General features: G+C 57.2%; 21 protein-coding genes and 1 tRNA gene. 10 read left to right on the top strand and 12 right to left on the bottom strand.

Annotation, left to right across the window (positions count from 1 at the left end; translation table 11 throughout):
* The first annotated feature begins 24 nt into the window (after positions 1–24).
* Positions 25–417 carry a PRC-barrel domain-containing protein gene (locus PVA19_RS01610; RefSeq protein ID WP_274100947.1) on the top strand — a complete coding sequence of 131 codons (393 nt, stop codon included), beginning with the start codon at positions 25–27 and terminating at the stop codon, positions 415–417.
* 213 nt (positions 418–630) lie between these two features.
* On the opposite strand, the gene PVA19_RS01605 is transcribed toward PVA19_RS01610, so the two are convergent.
* From PVA19_RS01605 to PVA19_RS01590, 4 genes are all read right to left on the bottom strand, one after another.
* Complete coding sequence (locus tag PVA19_RS01605) at positions 631–876, bottom strand: DUF982 domain-containing protein (RefSeq protein WP_062445658.1); 246 nt, start codon at positions 874–876, stop codon at positions 631–633.
* A 304-nt stretch (positions 877–1,180) separates the two neighbouring features.
* A complete protein-coding gene (locus PVA19_RS01600) occupies positions 1,181–2,395 on the bottom strand; it encodes an SAM-dependent methyltransferase (protein WP_274100946.1) in 1,215 nt (404 codons plus the stop codon).
* 3 nt (positions 2,396–2,398) lie between these two features.
* Positions 2,399–3,208, bottom strand: a complete 810-nt coding sequence (locus PVA19_RS01595; protein WP_274100945.1) for a DUF1365 domain-containing protein — start codon at positions 3,206–3,208, stop codon at positions 2,399–2,401.
* Positions 3,208–4,581: an NAD(P)/FAD-dependent oxidoreductase gene (locus tag PVA19_RS01590; RefSeq protein WP_274101083.1), complete on the bottom strand. Its 1,374-nt coding sequence runs from the start codon at positions 4,579–4,581 to the stop codon at positions 3,208–3,210. Before PVA19_RS01590 ends, PVA19_RS01595 begins: the two co-directional genes overlap by 1 nt.
* 224 nt (positions 4,582–4,805) lie before the next feature.
* Here PVA19_RS01590 and PVA19_RS01585 point away from each other — a divergent pair, with 224 nt between their 5' ends.
* From PVA19_RS01585 to PVA19_RS01575, 3 genes are read left to right on the top strand one after another with little or no spacing between them, the layout of a single operon-like run.
* Positions 4,806–5,375, top strand: a complete 570-nt coding sequence (locus PVA19_RS01585; protein WP_062427054.1) for a sigma-70 family RNA polymerase sigma factor — start codon at positions 4,806–4,808, stop codon at positions 5,373–5,375.
* On the top strand, positions 5,372–6,034 hold the full coding sequence (locus PVA19_RS01580; protein WP_274100944.1) for a ChrR family anti-sigma-E factor: 663 nt from the start codon (positions 5,372–5,374) through the stop codon (positions 6,032–6,034). The genes PVA19_RS01585 and PVA19_RS01580 overlap by 4 nt, the downstream gene beginning before the upstream one ends.
* A gap of 28 nt (positions 6,035–6,062) precedes the next feature.
* Positions 6,063–6,461, top strand: coding sequence for a DUF2177 family protein (locus PVA19_RS01575; RefSeq protein WP_062427052.1), 399 nt, complete (start codon positions 6,063–6,065; stop codon positions 6,459–6,461).
* 50 nt (positions 6,462–6,511) lie between these two features.
* Here the strand turns inward: PVA19_RS01575 and PVA19_RS01570 are convergent, their stop codons facing one another.
* Positions 6,512–6,670, bottom strand: a complete 159-nt coding sequence (locus tag PVA19_RS01570; RefSeq protein ID WP_082447281.1) for a YqaE/Pmp3 family membrane protein — start codon at positions 6,668–6,670, stop codon at positions 6,512–6,514.
* A gap of 275 nt (positions 6,671–6,945) precedes the next feature.
* Here PVA19_RS01570 and PVA19_RS01565 point away from each other — a divergent pair, with 275 nt between their 5' ends.
* Positions 6,946–7,128 (top strand): hypothetical protein, encoded by a 183-nt coding sequence (locus tag PVA19_RS01565; RefSeq protein ID WP_062427051.1) that lies wholly within the window; start codon positions 6,946–6,948, stop codon positions 7,126–7,128.
* Between the two features lie 93 nt (positions 7,129–7,221).
* On the opposite strand, the gene PVA19_RS01560 is transcribed toward PVA19_RS01565, so the two are convergent.
* The 6 genes from PVA19_RS01560 to PVA19_RS01535 form a co-directional block, all read right to left on the bottom strand.
* Positions 7,222–7,530, bottom strand: coding sequence for a hypothetical protein (locus tag PVA19_RS01560; RefSeq protein ID WP_274100943.1), 309 nt, complete (start codon positions 7,528–7,530; stop codon positions 7,222–7,224).
* A 445-nt stretch (positions 7,531–7,975) separates the two neighbouring features.
* Complete coding sequence (locus tag PVA19_RS01555) at positions 7,976–8,626, bottom strand: hypothetical protein (protein ID WP_274100942.1); 651 nt, start codon at positions 8,624–8,626, stop codon at positions 7,976–7,978.
* A 3-nt stretch (positions 8,627–8,629) separates the two neighbouring features.
* Positions 8,630–9,088: a hypothetical protein gene (locus tag PVA19_RS01550; RefSeq protein ID WP_274100941.1), complete on the bottom strand. Its 459-nt coding sequence runs from the start codon at positions 9,086–9,088 to the stop codon at positions 8,630–8,632.
* Between the two features lie 42 nt (positions 9,089–9,130).
* Entirely contained in the window at positions 9,131–9,946 is an 816-nt protein-coding gene (locus PVA19_RS01545; protein ID WP_112955607.1) for a hypothetical protein, read from the bottom strand.
* A 237-nt stretch (positions 9,947–10,183) separates the two neighbouring features.
* Positions 10,184–10,259, bottom strand: a tRNA-Thr gene (locus tag PVA19_RS01540).
* Between the two features lie 123 nt (positions 10,260–10,382).
* A complete protein-coding gene (locus tag PVA19_RS01535; RefSeq protein ID WP_274100940.1) occupies positions 10,383–11,342 on the bottom strand; it encodes an NAD(P)H-dependent flavin oxidoreductase in 960 nt (319 codons plus the stop codon).
* 308 nt (positions 11,343–11,650) lie between these two features.
* Between PVA19_RS01535 and PVA19_RS01530 the strand changes: the two genes are divergently transcribed.
* Entirely contained in the window at positions 11,651–12,865 is a 1,215-nt protein-coding gene (locus tag PVA19_RS01530) for a hypothetical protein (protein ID WP_274100939.1), read from the top strand.
* A 103-nt stretch (positions 12,866–12,968) separates the two neighbouring features.
* On the opposite strand, the gene ppk2 is transcribed toward PVA19_RS01530, so the two are convergent.
* Entirely contained in the window at positions 12,969–13,850 is an 882-nt protein-coding gene (gene ppk2 / locus PVA19_RS01525; RefSeq protein ID WP_274100938.1) for a polyphosphate kinase 2, read from the bottom strand.
* Between the two features lie 242 nt (positions 13,851–14,092).
* Between ppk2 and phoR the strand changes: the two genes are divergently transcribed.
* From phoR to pstA, 4 genes are all read left to right on the top strand, one after another.
* On the top strand, positions 14,093–15,334 hold the full coding sequence (gene phoR / locus PVA19_RS01520) for a phosphate regulon sensor histidine kinase PhoR (protein ID WP_440598414.1): 1,242 nt from the start codon (positions 14,093–14,095) through the stop codon (positions 15,332–15,334).
* A 216-nt stretch (positions 15,335–15,550) separates the two neighbouring features.
* The gene (locus tag PVA19_RS01515; protein ID WP_062445559.1) at positions 15,551–16,585 is read left to right on the top strand and encodes a substrate-binding domain-containing protein; all 1,035 of its coding nucleotides are present in this window, start codon (positions 15,551–15,553) and stop codon (positions 16,583–16,585) included.
* Positions 16,586–16,850: 265 nt separating this feature from the next.
* Positions 16,851–18,335 (top strand): phosphate ABC transporter permease subunit PstC, encoded by a 1,485-nt coding sequence (gene pstC / locus PVA19_RS01510; protein WP_274100937.1) that lies wholly within the window; start codon positions 16,851–16,853, stop codon positions 18,333–18,335.
* Positions 18,332–19,654, top strand: coding sequence for a phosphate ABC transporter permease PstA (gene pstA, locus PVA19_RS01505; protein WP_274100936.1), 1,323 nt, complete (start codon positions 18,332–18,334; stop codon positions 19,652–19,654). Before pstC ends, pstA begins: the two co-directional genes overlap by 4 nt.
* The last annotated feature ends 7 nt before the right edge of the window (positions 19,655–19,661 follow it).

The raw sequence follows: 19,661 nt of genomic DNA, 5'->3' as shown, positions 1-19,661 counted from the left end.
AACGCACTCGAGAGGAGATTTATCATGCTTCACCATGAACCCCGTGCCGGTCAGGACCCATATGTCAAGGATACCCCGAGCTTTATCGCGAGCGATAAGGTCGAAGGTACGAACGTCTATGGCGCGGACGGCAAGAAGATCGGCTCGATCGAACGCATCATTCTCGAAAAGCGCGGCGGCCGCGTTGCTTACGCCGTCTTGAGCTTCGGTGGCTTCCTCGGCATCGGCGACGAGTACTATCCGCTGCCTTGGGAAAAGCTCCATTACGATGAAGAGCTTGATGGCTACCGCGTCGATCTGACGAAGGAACAGATCGAAAATGCGCCACGCTTCGCCGAACGCGAAGACGACAGCTGGTATGGCCGCGAGGACCGCAAGGTCTACGATTACTACGGCATTCCGCCATATTGGATGTAAAAACATCACACGATAAACGGCTCCGAAAGGGGCCGTTTTTCTGTGCGGACTGAACGTAAAGAGGTAGTGCTGTCGAAGGGCTTTGGTGGGATCACTAAAGCCCCTGGTTCCAGCTCTAGAGCCCCGAGTCTTACCCGTATGCACATTGTCCTCGGGCGGCGCCCGGGGACGGCAGAAGGAGGATGACGAGAACTCCGACAGCATAAAGGCCGCTCAGTGCGGCCTCCGTGTGGTTGCTTCCGACACTGCGTCTTCAAAGCAGCGGCGTGCTTCTTCAGGCGTCTTGCGTCCGTCGAGTGCTGCGCGGCATGCGCTGCGTGCTCGGACGAAATTTAGCCCACGGGTGTGCGGCCAGTTTTCGGTAAGTAGCGTCAGCGCATCGAAAGGTCCGGAGATCACGTTCCGGCTATTCTTGTCAAAGATGACTTCGACAGGTTCTGTCCATATGGTCTGCTTCATTGAACACCTCCCTAACAACCCAAGCTAACGCGTCATGCATTGGCTCGGTTCCCGTTAGTGAGACTATTCCGATGCGCCCGATTTTACAACCGGGAGCTTAGCATCAACGAAAGCCGAAGAAAGACAGGATCGCAAGAACGATAACGACCAGGCCGACGATATAGATGATCTGATTCATGGGTTGCCTCCGCTGGGAGCCGGCTGTGCCGGCGCTTCAAATCTGTCACCATAACGTGAAGAGAGGCCGCAAGTTCCCGAGGAAGGCGTATTTTCGGTTGTGGGCGAGCAAATCGCGTGCGTTGTTTTACGTCTCCAGCGTGAACTGAACGACGTCGATCCGGCCGCCTCTGAAGCCCGCCGCGCAATAATGAAGATAATATTGCCACATGCGACGGAAGCGCTCGTCAAAGCCCATTGGCTGGATTCGTTCCCAATTGGCGATGAAGGCACGATCCCAAAGCATCAGCGTCCGGTCGTAGTCCTGGCCGAAGCGCAGCTCATCGGTGACTGAAACGCCTTCGCGTGCTGCGGCCTGGCGGAATGCGGTGATGGAGGGGAGCATACCACCGGGGAAGATGTAGGTCTGGATGAAATCGGCGTTGCGGCGGTACTGGTCGAAGAACGGCTCGTCGATGGTGATGACCTGCACGACGGCCTTGCCACCAGGCGCCAGCAGTTCCCGCACCCGCTTGAAGTACACCGGCCAGTTCTCCTCGCCGACGGCTTCGAACATCTCGATGGAGACGATCTTGGAGTAGGTGCCTTGGCAATCGCGGTAATCCTCCAGCCGGATGTCGCTGCGCTCTGACAAGCCTGCCTTGGCAAGCCGGTTGCGCGCATAGGCGGCCTGCTCCTGAGAGAGCGTCAGTCCGGTGACACGGCAGCCTGTCTTTGCCATGGCATATTCGGCAAAGCCGCCCCAACCGCAACCGATCTCCAGCACGTGGTCGTCGGGCCCGATCTGCAACTCTTCAACGATCCGGTCGTATTTGGCGTTCTGCGCGTCAGCCAGCGTCTGGCCGGGTTGTGTAAAGAGCGCGGAAGAATAGGTCATGGTCTCATCGAGCCATGCGCCGTAGAAGCGATTGCCGAGATCATAGTGGAACGCGATGTTGCGGCGGCTTCCAGACTTGGAGTTGCGGCGCAGACGATGGCGCAGATAGTCGATGGTTGCCGTCAGCCGTGACGGCTGCGAAAGCGACAGCCAGCTTTTTTCGTTGGCAACAGCGAGTTCCAGCAGTGAGGAGATATCCGGGCTGTCCCAGTCACCATCCATGTAGGCGCGTGCAAAACCCATATCGCCACCAGTTACCAGGCGACGAACCAACCGACCTCGGTTCAGGCAAATGACCCCATGCGGTCCGGACTCCTTGCCTTGCAACACATATTCCTGCCCGCCGGGAAAAACGAGCGTCAGACGTCCATGCGTCAATCCGCTCAGTCTCCGGCAGATCATCCTTTGCCAGAAAGGGGCTGCGTGAAGGAGAAGCGGGCGCGTTTCCTGTTCAGCGTGGCTCATTTTTCATGCCTCCCATGATTGCGGCGTTTTGGCGGGGACGGAGCTCGCAATGCGGCTCTCAGCGGCCTTGTGACGATAAAGTGGATTGCCCTTGGCCCAGAGGAGAAGGGCTTCCCAGTGGATGGCGCCCATGATCTTGAGCGTCATCAGCGGATGGGACAGAAAACATCTGGCAAGCGCGCCATCCGTCAAAGGACGGCGTTTGCCGGCGAAGGAGGCAAACAGCAATTCGCCCTCGGCATCGCGCTCGTTGATGGCAACCCGCACCATCTCCTGTGGCGGATCGATGCGGAAATCATAGGTGCACTCCATCGGCACGAAGGGCGACACATACATTTCCTTGTCGCAGGCATGCCGGACGGTGCCGTCAGCGCCTTGCGGAGTGGGAATGATATAGGTGTGGCGCTCGTGGAAGGTGTTGCAGACCTCATAGAGAATGGCGACCAGCCGGTCGTTCTCACGCCGGTCACGGCAGAAATAGACCGTCAGCGGATTGAAGACATAGCCGAAGATGCGCGGATAGCAGAGCATTTCGACACGCAGCTCTTCAAGCGGCACATCGATATCAGCCTCGCCAAGCCTCGTCCGGCACCAGTCCTTCAGCGCGCCCTTTTCACCGATGCCGTGGTCCTTGTCGTGAAAGCTGAAGATCGAAAAGCGATTATGGGCAAAGAGCCGCATCGTCTGATCGACAAGCGGCAATTCATCCAGGTCGAGAAGCAGCGAAAAAACGCGGTAACGCAGCTTGTGCGGGCGCGGACGATGGCGCGCATGCACAACATCGCCGGCGTAGATCGCGGAGCGCAACGTCATCAGACGCGCTCCTCGACGGGCGACATGAAGATTCGACCGGATTCGTTTTCCACCGTCCAAGGTCGTTTGACGCCGCCCAACGCTTCTGCGACCGCAAGGCCGGACTGAATGCCATCCTCATGGAAGCCGCTGCCGAAATGCGCGCCGCAGAACCAGGTGTTGCGACGGCCCTGTAGCGACCACAGGCTCTTCTGTGCCGCCATCGCCTTGGTATCAAAAAGTGGGTGGGTATAATCGAAGCTCTGGATCACCTTGGCCGGATCGACGGCGCGGGAGGGGTTGAGCGTGACGAAGAGCGGTGTTGCAGGATCGATAGGCTGGAGCTTGTTCATCCAGTAGGTGACGCAAAGCGCCTCCGTACCGCGCGATCCCGGCTCGCTGAGATAGTTCCAGCTCGACCAGACGGCCTTGCGCTTCGGCATCAGGCGCTCATCGCTGTGAAGGACGGCCGTGTTGTTCGTATATTCGAATGCCCCGAGGAGGGCCTGCTCATGATCGTCAGCGTCGGCCAGAAGCGACAAGGCATCATCCGCATGCGTGGCGATCACCACATCATCGAAAACCGAGACATCGCCTGCGCGGTCGACGACGGTCACGCCCTCGGGCGTGCGACGGATGGCGGCCACCGGGCTTGAAAGGCGCACCGTTCCGCGAAACTCGGCAAGCACGCGCGACACATATTCCCGGCTTCCGCCTTTGACAGTCCGCCATTGCGGGCGGCCGGAAAGCTGGACGAGGCCATGATTGACGAAAAAGCGAATGAAGGCGTGCAGCGGATAATCGCGCATGTCGTTGGCGGTCATCGACCAGATCGCAGCCCCCATCGGCAGCAGATGATCGTCGATGAAGCCTGCCGAATAGTTGTTTCGATCGAGATAGGCGCCGAGACTGACGCCGCGCAGGCTCTCGTCTTTCAGAAGATCCGGCGCGACCTTGTAGAAGCGCATGATGTCCCGCACCATTTTCCAGAAGCGCGGGCGAAAGAGATTGGACTTCTGGCCAATCAGACCGGCAAGGTCGGAGCCCGAATACTCAAGCGCTCCACCGCCAAGCGATGCTGCAAAGGACATGTCGGAGGCAGCCGTCTGCACGCCGAGATGCGCAAACAGAGCCACAAGATTGGGGTAGTTCTTCTCGTTGTAGACGATAAATCCCGTATCGACGGCAATGGGAGCCTTGCCCGCAGGTTCGGCATCGACCGTATTGGCATGGCCGCCTGGTCGGTGGTTACTCTCATAGAGCGTGACGTCGCAGGACTTGTCCAGGAGCCACGCAGCCGAGAGGCCAGAGATACCGGAACCAATAACGGCAACCTTACGCTGTGCCCGTCCGTCTCTTGACCGCGACGATATATTCATGACTTCCAGGTCCATCTTCTTCATGTCGAACGTTACGCATGGCGATGCCCAATGGATTTCCGAAACGTTAAATTTTGTCTTCTGCCCTACCTTGAGTGATCCACTGAAATAGACGTGCCGTAGTCGCCATCATGACGATAAATGTTTCCATAGCGTCGGCGCCATGCCACTATATGAGCAACAATAGGAAGAGGCCTGTTGCTCAGAAAACGCGTGGGAGCGAGGTAAAGCCTATTCGCATGGGTGAAACGGTCCAGAACAATATCGAGGACGAGCTTCCCGGACTGCTGAGAGCGATTGCATCGGAACGCAGTGTGGAGGCCTTCGAAGCCGTATTCCGTTATTTCGGGCCCCGCGTGCGGATCTATATGTTACGGCAGGTGCGTGACGCGCAGGCCGCCGAGGAACTGATGCAGGAAACAATGATGACGGTCTGGAACAAGGCCGCCCTCTTCGATCCGGCAAGAGGCAACGTCTCCGCCTGGATATTCAGAATTGCCCGAAATCTCAGAATCGATGCGCACCGCCGCGATCGCCGTCCCGAATTCGATTTGAACGATCCGGCCTTCGTCGCCGATGATGCGCCGGCCGCCGATACCCAGATGGAAGAGTTGCAGGATGCAGAGCGTCTGCATCGGGCGCTGGCCGACCTGCCGCAGGAGCAGCGTGATCTTCTGAAGCGTTCCTTCTTCGAGGAAATGTCGCATAGCGTCATCGCCCAACAGCTTGGCTTGCCGATCGGAACCGTCAAGTCGCGCATCCGGCTTGCCTTTGCCAAACTGAGAACAGCACTGGAGTCGCGCACATGAGTGTTCGGCACCACATCAGCGATGAATTGCTTCTGGATTATGCGTCGGGCAGTCTGGCGGAAAGCTGGAGCCTTGCGGTCGCCACTCATCTTGCGCTGTGTCCCGAATGCCGCAAGCGGTTGCACGCCATGGAAATGACGGCGGGTGCCCTTTTGCGTGACGTTGAACCTGCCCAGGGAATTTCCGAGGGTCAATGGAGCGCCATCAAGGCCCGCCTGCGCGCCGAGGCGCCTGCAACGCGACCTTCTGCAACAGCCTCAGCCGCGACCAAGGCGTCGGTCTTGCCAGAACCTCTGCGCTCCTATGCCGGCGGAGATATCGACAGGCTGAAGTGGAAGCCGCTTGGCCCTGGCGCCTATCATTTTCCTATTCCCACGCGTGATGGTGAAGCCCAGGTTCGCTTGCTGAGGATTCCGGCTGGAAAGCCTGTTCCCGAACACACCCATGGCGGGCGTGAGTTGACCGTGGTTCTCGCCGGATGCTTTCGCGATGGCGACGACGTTTTCCATCGCGGCGATTTTGAAGAGGCGGACGAAGACCTCACCCACCAGCCGATAGCCGGCGAGGGGGAGGATTGTATTTGCCTCGCCGTCACCGATGCACCGCTGAAGTTCAAAAGCTGGATCGTCAGGCTGGTTCAGCCGGTTTTGGGAATTTGACGCCCGCTCATAAAAGGAAGCTCGCCGTATGCAACTGATCATCGCCTATGTCGCAACGGCCATCGTCTTCTTCGGGCTGGATTTCGTCTGGCTCTCAAAGCTCGCCGTCGGCTTTTATAAGCGGGAAATCGGGCAGCTGATGCTGCCCAAACCCAATTTCGTAGCAGCAGGCGTCTTTTATCTCTTTTACATCGCAGGCATCGTCTACTTCGCCGTCGCGCCGTCCTTTACAGGCGGCTCGATCGGTGAAGCGCTACTCTCCGGTGCGATCTTCGGCTTCCTGGCCTATGGCACCTATGACATGACGAACCTGTCCACCCTCAAGGGTTGGACGTGGCGTTTATGTGTGGTGGATATCATCTGGGGAACGCTGCTCACGGGCCTCGCCGCCGCAGCGGGAGCTTGGGCAACGCAGGCTTTTGCGTGAGCTCGTCTATACGAAGAGCGCCTGCGCCGCTTGCGGCAAGCGGATAGTGATCACTTACGCAGGATGACCCAGATCGCATGGATGATGCCGGGCAGGTAGCCGCACAGCGTGAGCAGGATGTTCAGCCAGAACTGAAGGCCGAGACCCACCTGCAGGAAAACGCCGACGGGCGGCAGGATGATGGCGAGCAAAATGCGAATGACGTCCACGATCTAAAATCCCATGTCCATTGTTATCGGGCCAGTAACGTGATTTGACACCAATTGGTTCAACGCCAGTTTCCACCGAGCGCATGCAGTCCGTCCATTCGTTACGGACGCGCTTGCCGCCACAGGGCACTTCCTCAGTGTCGCGCCCTAAAATAGTTTTGCAATAAAACGGCTATGGTGTTGTCTCTTTACGGTTTGATAACCAAATATGTCGGACGGTAAGAAAGGGTGTTCATCGCCTCACCATATCCAAATTAGCGCCTATGGTAGGATCCATGAAAAAGCCGATAGACAAAGCCGGACTGATTTTCGTCGCTCTCCTCTGCGTCCTGATCGGTCTTGTCCTCAGCATCGCCCTTTTTCGCGGCAACGTCCACATTGCCCCGCAGGGTATCGCTCCACAGGGCCAGGATGGGTCTCTAATTCCCCGCACAGCACCACATCAACAGACCAATTAAGCTCGGTCAGAAGCCAATCTGACCGCTTGGCTCGCGTGAGAGCGTGACTGGACGCAAAGCCTCCTTGTGGCCATGGGTGTGCATCGACGAAGATCAAATTCCGCTGAGCGCAACGTCGCGAGAGGCGTGATCAATGCGCTCCTGCAGCGCCACGGTGACGGCCTGTAGAAATTCCTGGCGCCGCGGCTCGTCGTCTGCTGCTAGTGCGGATTTCAATCGCCCGAGAATTTTGTTCATGAACCCTACATGGTTGAAGCTGTCGGCTGCGATATTGACTTCAACCTCTTCCATGTAATGGGCGAGGTGCGGCTCCAACTCCAGGTTCTCATCCATCTGGTACCGATTGGCCATCTGCTCCCCAAGCGTCGCCATTTGCGCGTAAGGGCCAAATTCGTCGATCATTCAATCTCCTCTTGTGTTGAGAGACTAAGATAGGCGAGGCGATGAAGAAGCACGAGAGGCAGAAAATCCACATCGCGAAAACGTGAGATTGTGTTGAAAGGGATGCGGTGGAGAGCTTCGAGCGCTCCTTCGTGCCTCGGTTATTGCAACAGCCTCGATTGACAGCAATATGCCGGCGTTAGTTTAACAACCGACCCCTGAAACGTTCCAATATGCGTTTGCACTCACCATTGAAGCCCTTGTGAGCGTCGGATGGGCTGTAGATTGGGTTCGCTACTCAAATGGCCGGTACAACGGTTATCAGGCTCTCGCCCAATCTGCTGGCCGTGGTATCTGGTCCGGTGCGTTCGAAATGCGGTGTGCATTCAGAGCGATTAAGACCGGCAAGGCAGCATCTTGTTGACTATACGTAAAACGAGTTGTGATGCGGCTGCATGCCAAACTATCATTCAACTAGTATGTACCGGCCTTGGCGAGCTTCCTCATTCAAGTCACCAAAAAGATTTCCGCGAAAGTTTTCGACCTTTATAGTGTTTTCGGAAAAGAGCTTGTAAAGTTCATAAGCCATATCCCTGTTCAGTCGTTTGGCGTCATCCACATTAGATAAAATTTCTCGTTGGAAGATACCTGCATGAGTGGGGACGGGGGTTCCTGCCGATCTGTTTAGAGGCACGACTTGATCGTAAATGCAAAATTTGCGCTTCCCGTCTCTAGTCTCCATCTGCCGGATATCAACCGTTCTTGCAGAAGAGAGTTCTTGCACTTCCCGAGTTGGATCATCTGGCTTTGACCATAAACCGTCTTTTGCGATCTCTAAAAAATCGTCGCCCGTACCGACGCTTCTCATTACGCTCAAACCTGAAGAAAACAGTTTCTCGAAGGGCTTTTGCGCCATCCGGTTGCTTACTTTGTCATAATCTCGCGGGGATATCATTACCCGATATAGCTCTTCGCTATCATCGACGCGACCGGGCGACCCTTCGCCAATTTTTATATTTTCACACTGGCAATCCGGACAAATGGCCTCCAGCTTTCTTGCTAGATCTTTGTCTTCGTAGTTTTCTTTGAGAAGTTTAGCAAATTCCTCGGCGGCCACGAATTATCTCACGCCAAACTTCTCAAATAGATCACTTATCTTAGCATCTTGCCAATGGCCCCGGCACATCACTGATTCAGCGTTGGCAATTCTTACGTAGCACTCAACTTGATCGCCGTCGAAAAAAGTGATGTCAGCGAAGGTGTTGCGATCAGCGCTCTCAATCTCGATAACGGCAAATCCTTCGTCATCTAACGTCGCGAGTATTGGATGTGCGAACGAGTGCGCGTCGATAAAAGCGATGGCTGAATCGATGCTGTCACGGTTCGCGGCTTTTGCGCCGTCGTTATCGTGGTTGTCAGGGAGACGCCGTAACATCCTAAACCGCGCCCTTGTGTGCTCTTTACCTTGATGTAGGCGTAGTACGTTCCGACTGGGAAGACGAGGGGTTACAGCAGCGGAAGCCGTTCCCACCTTTTCACTTGAAGAAAAGGTCAGAAATTCGTTGAAATTGCTTTCCATGCCAGTCTCGTACAACGAGCCAGTTCCACGAAAACCCATGCGTTAATCCTTCAGATAAATCCGTTTTGCCATATCTTTTGTAAGCAGTTCCGACATTGTCGAAATAAGCTCATCATGAGCAGAATTCATGTCATTAAATACTGCTTCGGCATTAATTTCAACATTTGGTTGATACCGGTTTTCCCGTGCTGTCATCACATCCGTGCGTCTTTTTGTCGATTTTTGATCGTCTTGCTCATCAACAGCATTAATAGCGATCTGTAGAAGCTTCTTTGAAACGTCATTTTCTTCCACAAAGTTCCCTGTGTGGCTATGCCATTCGTATTGATGATTGAACGCATTTGGAACAATGAAACGGCTCTGCTTCTGAAACAGAAGTCCATTATCAATGTCAGCCGTCGAACCATCAAAATAAAACACATCCCGATACTCAAGCCGCGCATTCGCCAGTCCAACAACGGGAATGATATTAGAGAGGACCGGTCCAACTAACGTTTGCACACGTTTGCGGTGGTAGTTCCAAGACACGTATCTCCATGTCCGGTAGACGATGGCGTTTTGATCAATTTGAATTTGCTCGGCAACAGTGTCGGGGACCGCGCTGTCGCTCTGTGGCTCAAAATAAGCATTAAACAAAGCGCCTGACTTAGCGATGGGAGTGACGTCGTTTCGATTAAGAGTAAATTCGTACGAGGTATGAGGTTGAGCGGTGCCCAATCCTCCAGCTTTTGCTTGCTGCTCAGCGTCTCGTAATACTTGCCGCAACATTTGAGTAGGTAACGGTTCGCGGAAAACCAGCGCGAGAGCCATTACATCAATGGCATGGTTCTCATGTAGCGGTCTCCATGAAGTTATCATGTTTTCTCCCAAGGGCAGTTTGCCAAACAGCATTGATGCAAGGATTAAGCTGTGAAGATCAGTCGTGCAAGGCGTTAGCGCAAATGGTGGCTGTGAGTTGCGTGGTAGGAGAAGCGGCGCTTAATCCCATCCGAGATGACGGTAGCTATTTCGTCGCACAAGGAGAAAAAGGCGCAGCATAAATGAGCCGATAAAAAACAGAAGAATAGTATGTGTCTGATTTACCTTGGGAAAAAATGGTGCCGCTTACGTGACTCGAACACGTGACCCCGTCATTACGAATGACGTGCTCTACCGACTGAGCTAAAGCGGCCTGCGCAAGCGCCGAAAATCTCTCGGCGCGGCGTATGGCGGGCTGATACAGCCATTGGGGCAGGATTTCAAGCGCTGAATGTCAGCTTGTTGAAATTTTCCCGCCGGCGATGAGCTTCTTCGCCTATGACGCGCAGACGCGCTGCTTCGCCGCAGCATACTCCTGGGCGAGCCGGTTGACGAGTGCGGAGACGGGTTCGATGGCTTTCACAGCACCCACACCTTGCCCTGCGCCCCAGATGTCCTTCCAGGCTTTGGCGCCTGTGGAGGCGGCGGCGAAATCCATTTTTGAGGGATCGGCGACGGGCAGATTTTCGGGATCGAGACCAGAGGCGACGATCGAGGCTTTCAGATAGTTGCCATGCACGCCGGTGAAGTAGTTGGAATAGACGATGTCATTGGCATGCGCCTCGACGATCGCCTGCTTGTAGGCTTCCGTTGCGCGCGCTTCGCGGGTGGCGATGAAGGGCGAGCCGATATAGGCCATATCCGCCCCCATGGCCTGGGCCGCCAGAATGGAGCCGCCATTGGCGATGGCGCCAGCCAGAAGCAGAGGGCCATCGAACCATTCGCGGATTTCCTGAACAAGCGCGAAGGGGGACAGGGTACCCGCATGGCCACCGGCACCAGTGGCAACTGCAATCAGGCCATCCGCACCCTTTCGGATCGCCGAGTTGGCGTGGCGGTTGTTGATCACGTCGTGCAGCACGATCCCGCCATAGGAGTGGATCGCGGCGTTGACCTCCGGGACAGCGCCCAAGGACGAGATCACGATCGGCACCTTGTATTTCACGCAAAGCCCAAGATCATGTTCCAGCCGTTTGTTGGACATATGCACGATCTGGTTCACCGCAAAAGGTGCGGCAGGCCGGTCCGGGTTGGCGGCATTGTGTGCGGCAAGCTCTTCCGTCATCATCGCCAGCCACTCATCCAACTGGCTTTCGGGACGTGCGTTCAAAGCGGGAAATGCCCCCACCACACCTGCCTTACATTGTGCCAGCGTCAATTCCGGATGAGAGATGATGAAAAGCGGCGAGGCAATCACCGGCAGTCGGAGATTGTCCTTGAGAATGGACGGTAGCATGGTTCCTCCCACGGAATGATACTTGGCGATTTACGTTTACGCGCACGTAAGATTTAGCCGAGGTGAGCGCCGTTGAAAAGCGAAAAGCGCAGGCAGGAAGTAAGGCGGTCGGGACGTGCGGTGAGGATTGTGATCGGCGCTTGCCGGTAACCTTATGGCCCAACTGCCATAGTGGCGACGTTTTCCCCAAGCCAATCTCCGCTTTGCGCGTGAGGTGGCTTGCGGTTGGGGACGCGAGTCGTTACCGAATCGTAAACGTGATGCCGAAGCGTTGATCTTTCACGTATGGCGAGGAAGAAGGACCGAGAGTGAGCGGACTGGAAACGGCAATCAGAAATGCCCTGGAAAAATCGGATCGGTCGAATGCCGAAGTGCGCGCGCGCATCTACCAATCGTCGCGCCAGGCCTTGGAAGCCGGTCTGCGTAAGCAGGGCATAGATGACCAGACTGTCGTGGCGCAGCAGCGTCAGCGTCTGGAAAATCTCATTCACGCCATCGAGACGGAAGAGCGCAACCGCCTGCTGGATGTGGTCGAGGATCATGTGCGTCGGGAAACGCAACGTGCGGCGCCGCCTGTTGTCGAGCCTCCTGCCGTCGCGCAGTCTGCTCCCGCTGTCGCGGCACCGTCCGTTGCGCCCGCGCGGCGGCATGAAGACGAGGACGAGGGTGCCGCGATGCCTGTCGAGGCGCCGGTGCGTGCTGAGCCGCGCAGCGAGCCCGCATCTGAGCCGCCGGAGATGAGCGATTTTCGCGCCGAGCGCTCCGACGAGGACTTGGGCCGCATGACCTCTGCGGCCGGTCCGTCCTTCGAGGCCTCTTCGCTTGCCTTCAAGCCGGAGCGTGCGGCCAAGGGCCGTCGCAAGAAGGGCATCATCACACGCCTTTTCATCTGGTTTACGTTTTTAACCTTTATCGGCCTTGGTGGCTGGTGGGTCTACAGTTCCGGCTTGCTGCTGAGCCCGGCCCAGCGGGACACCAGCGTTCCAAACCCGCCGCCTTCGGTGGAATCGGAAGATTTCGACGGTCAGCAGAGCCCCCAGGAGCCGACGCTTGCCGCCGGCCGAGGTTTCTCCGACGCCTGGCAGGAAGTTTTCAACGCGGATCGCGGAAATGCGGGGCTCCAGCCTGGTTCGCTTTCCAAGGTGGAAAACGTGGCAACCGGCGGCGGAAAGGCCGTTCGCGTCACGTCTCAGTCGGCGGATGCCGCAGGCAACATTGCCATCACCGTTCCGGCCGAGGTGCTGCGGGAGATGGCAGGCAAGTCCTCGACGATTTCCATCACGCTGCAATCTGGCAGCAATGGTCAGAGTCAGGTGTCGGTATCCTGCGACTTTGGCACACTTGGCGATTGCTCGCGCCACCGCTTTACAGCCACGCAGGAGCGGGCGGATATGCTGATCAATGTGAGTTTCGATCGAACCATGGCGCCGAATGCGCCTGGCCGTATCTTCATCAACAGCGATATCGACGGCACCGCCCGCCCCATCAACCTCTATTCGGTTCGCATCCTGCCAGGTCAGTGAAACCATAAATGAAAAGAGGCAGGCAGCTGTGGGTCTGCCTCTTCTCCTTGGGTGTGCCAATCACCTCGGCCTGAAACCGGAGCGACGACGATCGTCGCTCAAGCTATTTTGAGAACTTCGGTCCGCTTCCCAAGATCTTCTCATCGATCTTGCCGATCGCCTTCTCATCCTTGCCGTCATAATTGAGCGACGTGAGAATATGACGGATGAGGTTGAGCCTCAGCCTGCGCTTGTCATTGGCGCGGATCACCGTCCACGGCGCGTCGTCTATGTGGGTCTTGTCCAGCATCTCGTTGCGCGCTGCGGTGTAGTCGTCCCACTTGGTCAGGGCGGCGATATCCATGTCGGAAAGCTTCCAGGATTTCAGCGGGCTGTGGCGCCGATCATGGAAGCGCTCGAGCTGGGTCTCGCGTCCGATATCCAGATAGAACTTGAAAAGGTTCACGCCCTCATGCACCAGCATTTTTTCCAAACGCGGTACTTCTTTCAGGAAGCGTTTGTGCTCTTCCGGCGTGCAGAAGCCCATGACCGGTTCGACACCGGCGCGGTTGTACCATGAACGGTCGAACAGCACGAACTCTCCGGCTGTCGGGAAATGGGCGATGTAGCGCTGGAAATACCATTGGCCGCGTTCGGTTTCTGTCGGCTTCGTCAGCGCCACCACGCGTGCATAGCGCGGGTTGAGATATTCACGAACGGCAGCAATCGAACCACCCTTTCCGGCAGCGTCACGGCCCTCGAACAGCGCCATGATGCGTTGGCCCGTGGCCTGCTGCCAGAACTGCACCTTCACCAGTTCGATCTGGAGCGCTTCGATCTCCGCCTCGTATTCTTCCCGGCCGAGCTTCTTGTCATAGGGAAAATCCCCGGATGTCAGCTTCTTGTCCTCGACCCAGTCGGGCAGCACGGGAGCGTCAATATTGAAGACACGCTCCTTGCCGTCGATCGTCAATGTCACGGATCTGTCCTTGACGGTTTCGCTCATGCTCACTCCCTTTTCAGCCTATGGCATTTTGTCTTCTTAAGGTCAGCCTGACACTCAACGAATTCAAGAGCAAAGAGATTCCGGCATCGAAGCCCATCCACATAAATTTTGCCGGCTAAGGCTTGCAAAAGGACAGGGCGAAGAATCTCTGTCATGAAAGGCGATTATGACGGTCGGATCGGGAGCGAGACGAATGGACAAGATTCGCGATGGCAATGGCAGCGATGGACGGGGAGGGTGCGTTGTTTAAACAGATGCGCCGCATGCGGAGAAACTGGCTTGCGCTTTTCGTCGTCACGATGCTGGCAGGCTTGGCGCTTGTCGAATGGCGTTCACCTTACGTCGTCGTCGCATTGTGGCTTGCCGCCGTCCTTGCCATCCTCTTCGTCGCGCCATCCAATGTCATCAAGAAGGACGAGAAGAAACCCAAGGTGGAAGCGCAGCCTCAGGGCGCGGTTGATCAAGGGTTGATCGCAGGCGTGCGGGCCGGCATTGCCGCTCTCGATACGCCCGTTTTCATCCTTGACCAAGACGCCGGCGTGCTCTTCGAAAACGCCGCCGCCGAACGCGCCTTCGGTACTCTCCCGGTTGGTTCGCATATTTCCGGAAGGCTGCGCTCGCCGGGCCTGCTCGACGTTATTCGCGAAACCATCGCCACCGGTCAGCCGAACCAGGTGGAGCATTCCGAGCGATTGCCATCCGAACGCGTCTTCATCGTCCGCATCGCGCCTGCCGACATGCCGCAGACGTCGGGTGCACCCTTTTACATATTGTCCTTCCGCGACATCTCGGATTTGCGTCGGATCGACCGCATGCGCAGCGATTTCGTCGCCAATGCCAGCCATGAGCTGAGAACGCCGCTCGCTTCCCTGCGCGGCTTCATCGAAACCATGCAGGGACCGGCACGCAACGACCCGAAGGCGCAAGAGCGCTTTCTCGGCATCATGCTCGATCAGGCCACCCGCATGAGCCGCCTGGTCGATGACCTGATGTCGCTGTCGAGGCTTGAGCTTCGTGCCAATATCGCGCCGGATCAGACAGTCGATCTCGTGCCGCTTCTTGGCCATGTGCGTGATTCCCTGCTGCCGCTGGCTGGCGATCTGGATGTCGAGATCAAGCTGCACATGCCGGAAAGACCCGTAGAGGTGAATGGTGACCGGGACGAGTTGGTGCAGGTGTTCCAGAACCTTGTCGAAAACGCCTGCAAATATGGCCAGGATGGCAGGGCCGTCGATGTGTTTTTGCGTGCGGATGCGGGCAAGCCCGTCGAAGTCAGTGTCGTAGACAAGGGTCCGGGTATTCCCGCCGAGCATGTTCCACGCCTCACCGAGCGGTTCTACCGCGTCAGTGTCGCAGACAGTCGCTCAAAAAAAGGCACCGGTCTCGGCCTTGCCATCGTCAAGCATATTCTGACCCGCCACCGCGCCCGGCTCATTATCCGCTCCGAGATTGGCGTCGGAACGGACTTTACTGTGAGGTTTTGACACAGAAGCGAGGTCGTTTTCGCCTGCCTTTTAAAATGTCATATTAAATCAATAATTTAACGTGTCACAAATCTTTCACCGAAGTGACATAAAAGGGTGTGGCAAGACTGGTTATGAAGAGGCCGCCGGGACAGCCCAGACGGGCTTAAGGATCAAGCCTCTTGCCGGCACAGTTCACGAAAGCCCGAAAAAGGGCCCCACGACGGGAGAGTCATAATGAACTTCTTTAAATTGTCTGCAGCAGCTCTGGTGGCGTCCGTTGCCTTCGCGGGTGCCGCTTCTGCTCGCGACCAGATCCAGGTTGCTGGTTCCTCCACGGTTCTGCCTTACGCAAAGATCGTTGCTGAAAGCTTCGCCGAAGCTTTCCCGAACTTCAAGGCACCGGTTGTTGAGTCCGGCGGCACGGGCGGTGGTCTGAAGGCATTCTGCTCCGGCGTGGGCGAAGGCACGATCGACATTGCCAATGCATCGCGCAAGATCAAGGCTGACGAGCTGGCAGCCTGCAAGTCCGCTGGCGTTGCTGACGTTCAGGAAGTGAAGATCGGTTACGACGGTATCGTCTTCGCCATGGACAAGTCCAACAAGGACGTCAAGTTCGAGCCGAAGGATCTGTACCTCGCTCTCGCCGCTGAAGTCGTCAAGGATGGCAAGCTGGTTGCCAACCCCTACACCAAGTGGTCCGAAATCAACAAGGAACTGCCTGACGTAGAGATCGCTGCCTACATCCCTGGCTCCAAGCACGGCACGCGCGAAGTCTTCGAAGAGAAGATCATGGCTGACGGCTGCAAGGAAGCTGGCGCGACGGACGTGATCAAGGGTCTGGTTTCCGACGCCAAGCAGGCTGCTGCCAAGTGTGTTGCCATCCGTAAGGACGGCAAGGCTGTCGATATCGACGGCGACTACACCGAGACGCTCGCTCGTATCGATGCCAACAAGTCCGGCGTCGGCGTCTTCGGCCTCGCTTTCTACGACAACAACAAGGACAAGCTGAAGGTCGCGACCGTCGGTGGCGTTGTTCCGTCCACGGAAACCGTTGCTTCCGGCAAGTACCCTGTCTCGCGTCCGCTGTTCTTCTACGTCAAGAAGGCTCACCTCGGCGTGATCCCTGGCCTGAAGGAATATGTCGAGTTCTTCACCTCTGACGAGATGATCGGCCCTGACTCTCCGCTCGCCAACTACGGTCTGGTTGCTGCCCCAGAAGCAGAGCGCAAGGAAATCCGCGCTCAGTTCGAATCCGGCAAGACCATGTAATAAAGCTCGAGAAAGCGCAGCGCTGAAACGCTGCGCTTTCTCAACCCTTCCTGTTGGCAAAGTCGGTTTGTCGGGCCTTGCGACATCTCGAAGGGTTGACAGTTCCTATTTATCGTAAGACGACCCCGCCGATAAATATGATGTATCAACCCGGAATGCGTGAACTGAATACAGATCCGGTATCGTGCGGTGATCAGCCGTCGGTGCTGCGCTCTTGGTGAAATGATGCCGCATCGTGCCGCGTGGCGCGCCGAGGAAACTCTCCATGAACATATCCATCCTTCTGCTGATATTGGCGCTGATCGGCGTCTCCAGCTACGTGCTTGGCAAACGTCGGGCCATGGCGCTTGCGGGCGGACGCCCCTCCAGCATGCATTCCCGTTCGGGCTATCACGGTTCCTACGTCCTCATCTGGGCACTTATTCCTTCCGCGCTGATCCTGGCGGCGTGGCTGATCATCAGCCCGATCATCGTCAACTCCGCGGTGCATGAAAGCTTCCCGGATGACATCAAGGCACAGCCGGAAGCCCAGCAGAGCCTCACCTATGGCATGGTCGTTTCCATTGCCCGCGGCCTTACCCAGGTTTCGCCGCAGGAATATGACGCGCTGAAAGCCGATCCCGCGACGGCACGCGCGGTCCTCGCCTCTAAAGGTGTGGCCATCGCCGGCGATCCGCAGCCCTTCATGATCGAGTCCGCAGAAAAGCTCAATAACATGTCGGCAGTCAGCCGTATCGCCATGGTATTCGTAGTGCTTGCCACGGCCATCGCTGGGGCCTTCCGGGCGCTCCGCGGCCTGGCACCGCGCTTTCGTGCCCGTAATAAGGTGGAAAAGGTCATCCTCGGCGCGCTCGTTCTTGCATCGTCGATCGCGATCTTGACCACGATCGGCATCGTTATGTCGATGCTGACGGAAGCCACGCAATTTTTCCGGATGGTTCCGGCGCATCAGTTCTTCTTCGGCACGGTGTGGGATCCGCGTTTTGCTGCGGCTGGTTCGACAGACAGCTCCGGTCAGTTCGGCCTCATTCCGCTCTTGGCGGGTACGCTCTATATTGGCTTCGTCGCCATGCTGGTCGCGGTACCGGTCGGTCTGTTCTCGGCGATCTACATGGCCGAATACGCAAGCCCCCGTTTGCGCTCGATTGCCAAGCCGCTGCTGGAAGTACTGGCCGGTATCCCGACCATCGTCTACGGCTTCTTTGCGCTGACGACGGTGGGGCCATTCCTGCGTGACATCTCTGCCCAGATCAATGGTCTGACAACGGGCGACTATGCCAGCTTCATCCAGGCGCAGAGCGTCATCACCGCCGGCTTCGTCATGGGCATCATGCTGATCCCATACGTCTCCTCGCTGTCGGATGATATTATCACCGCCGTGCCGCGCTCGCTTCGCGACGGATCGCTCGGTCTTGGCGCGACGCGCTCCGAGACGGTCAAGAAGGTCATCCTTCCGGCCGCTCTTCCGGGCATCGTTGGCGCGATCCTGATGACTGCTTCACGCGCCATTGGTGAAACCATGATCGTGGTTCTGGCCGCCGGTGTCGCCGCACGCCTGCAGCTCAACCCTTTCGAGCCGATGACGACAGTGACCGTCAAGATCGTCAGCCAGCTGACCGGCGACCTTGAGTTTACCTCGCCGCAGACGCTCGTTGCCTTCGCGCTTGGCATCACGCTCTTTGCCATCACGCTTTGCCTCAATATCTACGCGCTCTACATCGTGCGCAAATACCGGGAGCAGTATGAATGACCGACGTCGTTACTCCGGGCATCTCCGCCCCTGCCGCAACGAAGAAGGTCCGTCGCGATATCGGCATCAAGCGCCGTTACGCTGCAGAGCGCCGCTTCCGCGCCTATGGTGTCGCCGCGATCTCCTTCGGCCTGCTGTTTCTCTTCCTGCTTCTCTGGTCCGTCATCGGCAAGGGCTATACGGCCTTTCAGCAGACGATGATCACGATCCCGGTCGAGTTTTCGCAGCAGATCATCGATCCGGACAATGTGCGCACACAGAACCCGTCAAAGCTGATGACGGCGAATTACCCGGTCGTCGCCCGCAACTCGCTTGCCAAGGTGCTCGGCGTTTCGCTGGAGGATCGCACGGCGTTGCGCGCCGTCAACGCACTGATTTCTGACAGTGTCCGCACCCAGCTTCGCGACATCGTCACCTCCGATCCGAACGTCATCGGCACGACGCGGACCGTGTCGCTCCTGGCATCCGGCGATGTCGACAGCGCCTTCAAGGGCCAGGTGGATATGTCGGGCGAGGAGCAGAACCGCCGCATCTCCGACCAGCAGGTCGGTTGGATGAACGAACTGGTTGGCAAGGGTGCGCTGGAAAAGAAATTCAACACCGGCATCTTCTTCAATGGTGCATCCAGCCGTCCTGAAGCCTCCGGTGTCGGCGTTGCGCTCATCGGCTCCTTCTACATGATGCTGATCGTGCTCGTGCTGTCGCTGCCGATCGGGGTTGCCGCTTCCATCTACCTGGAAGAGTTTGCGCCGAAGAACCGCCTGACGGACCTCATCGAGGTCAACATCAACAACCTGGCAGCGGTGCCGTCCATCGTTTACGGTCTGCTTGGTCTCTCGGTCTTCATCAACTTCATGGGCCTTCCGCGCTCGGCCTCGCTGGTCGGTGGTCTGGTGCTGACGCTGATGACGCTACCGACCATCATCATCGCCACACGCGCTGCCTTGAAAGCCGTGCCACCTTCGATCCGCGCCGCAGCGCTCGGTCTCGGTGCCTCGAAGATGCAGACCATATTCCACCACGTGCTGCCGCTTGCCATGCCAGGCATCCTGACCGGCACCATCATCGGCCTTGCACACGCGCTTGGCGAAACCGCGCCGCTCCTTCTCATCGGCATGGTGGCCTTCGTGGCGAATTACCCGACGACCCCGCTTGATCCTGCAACGGCCCTGCCGGTTCAGATCTACATGTGGGCGAACGAAGCCGAACGCGCCTTTGTCGAAAGAACATCTGGCGCTATCATCATCCTGCTTATGTTCCTCCTGGTGATGAATGTGGGCGCAATCCTGCTGCGTCGCCGCTTCGAACGGCGCTGGTAAAGCATTT

The organism is Agrobacterium sp. CNPSo 3708, from assembly GCF_028674915.1.
Taxonomy (GTDB): domain Bacteria; phylum Pseudomonadota; class Alphaproteobacteria; order Rhizobiales; family Rhizobiaceae; genus Agrobacterium; species Agrobacterium cavarae.
The sequence above is the reverse complement of the archived record's forward strand: the minus strand, read 5'-3'. Positions and strand labels throughout refer to the sequence as shown.

Coding starts and splice junctions, on each gene's coding strand:
- PVA19_RS01535 (WP_274100940.1), bottom strand. CDS start 11,342: ATGCTACCGTCCATTCTCAAGGACAATCTCCGACTGCCGGTGATTGCC.
- PVA19_RS01585 (WP_062427054.1), top strand. CDS start 4,806: ATGGGTGAAACGGTCCAGAACAATATCGAGGACGAGCTTCCCGGACTG.
- PVA19_RS01545 (WP_112955607.1), bottom strand. CDS start 9,946: ATGATAACTTCATGGAGACCGCTACATGAGAACCATGCCATTGATGTA.
- pstC (WP_274100937.1), top strand. CDS start 16,851: ATGAACATATCCATCCTTCTGCTGATATTGGCGCTGATCGGCGTCTCC.
- PVA19_RS01515 (WP_062445559.1), top strand. CDS start 15,551: ATGAACTTCTTTAAATTGTCTGCAGCAGCTCTGGTGGCGTCCGTTGCC.
- PVA19_RS01580 (WP_274100944.1), top strand. CDS start 5,372: ATGAGTGTTCGGCACCACATCAGCGATGAATTGCTTCTGGATTATGCG.
- PVA19_RS01575 (WP_062427052.1), top strand. CDS start 6,063: ATGCAACTGATCATCGCCTATGTCGCAACGGCCATCGTCTTCTTCGGG.
- PVA19_RS01610 (WP_274100947.1), top strand. CDS start 25: ATGCTTCACCATGAACCCCGTGCCGGTCAGGACCCATATGTCAAGGAT.
- PVA19_RS01605 (WP_062445658.1), bottom strand. CDS start 876: ATGAAGCAGACCATATGGACAGAACCTGTCGAAGTCATCTTTGACAAG.
- PVA19_RS01550 (WP_274100941.1), bottom strand. CDS start 9,088: ATGGAAAGCAATTTCAACGAATTTCTGACCTTTTCTTCAAGTGAAAAG.
- PVA19_RS01565 (WP_062427051.1), top strand. CDS start 6,946: ATGAAAAAGCCGATAGACAAAGCCGGACTGATTTTCGTCGCTCTCCTC.
- PVA19_RS01560 (WP_274100943.1), bottom strand. CDS start 7,530: ATGATCGACGAATTTGGCCCTTACGCGCAAATGGCGACGCTTGGGGAG.
- PVA19_RS01590 (WP_274101083.1), bottom strand. CDS start 4,581: ATGGACCTGGAAGTCATGAATATATCGTCGCGGTCAAGAGACGGACGG.
- PVA19_RS01600 (WP_274100946.1), bottom strand. CDS start 2,395: ATGAGCCACGCTGAACAGGAAACGCGCCCGCTTCTCCTTCACGCAGCC.
- PVA19_RS01595 (WP_274100945.1), bottom strand. CDS start 3,208: ATGACGTTGCGCTCCGCGATCTACGCCGGCGATGTTGTGCATGCGCGC.
- pstA (WP_274100936.1), top strand. CDS start 18,332: ATGACCGACGTCGTTACTCCGGGCATCTCCGCCCCTGCCGCAACGAAG.
- ppk2 (WP_274100938.1), bottom strand. CDS start 13,850: ATGAGCGAAACCGTCAAGGACAGATCCGTGACATTGACGATCGACGGC.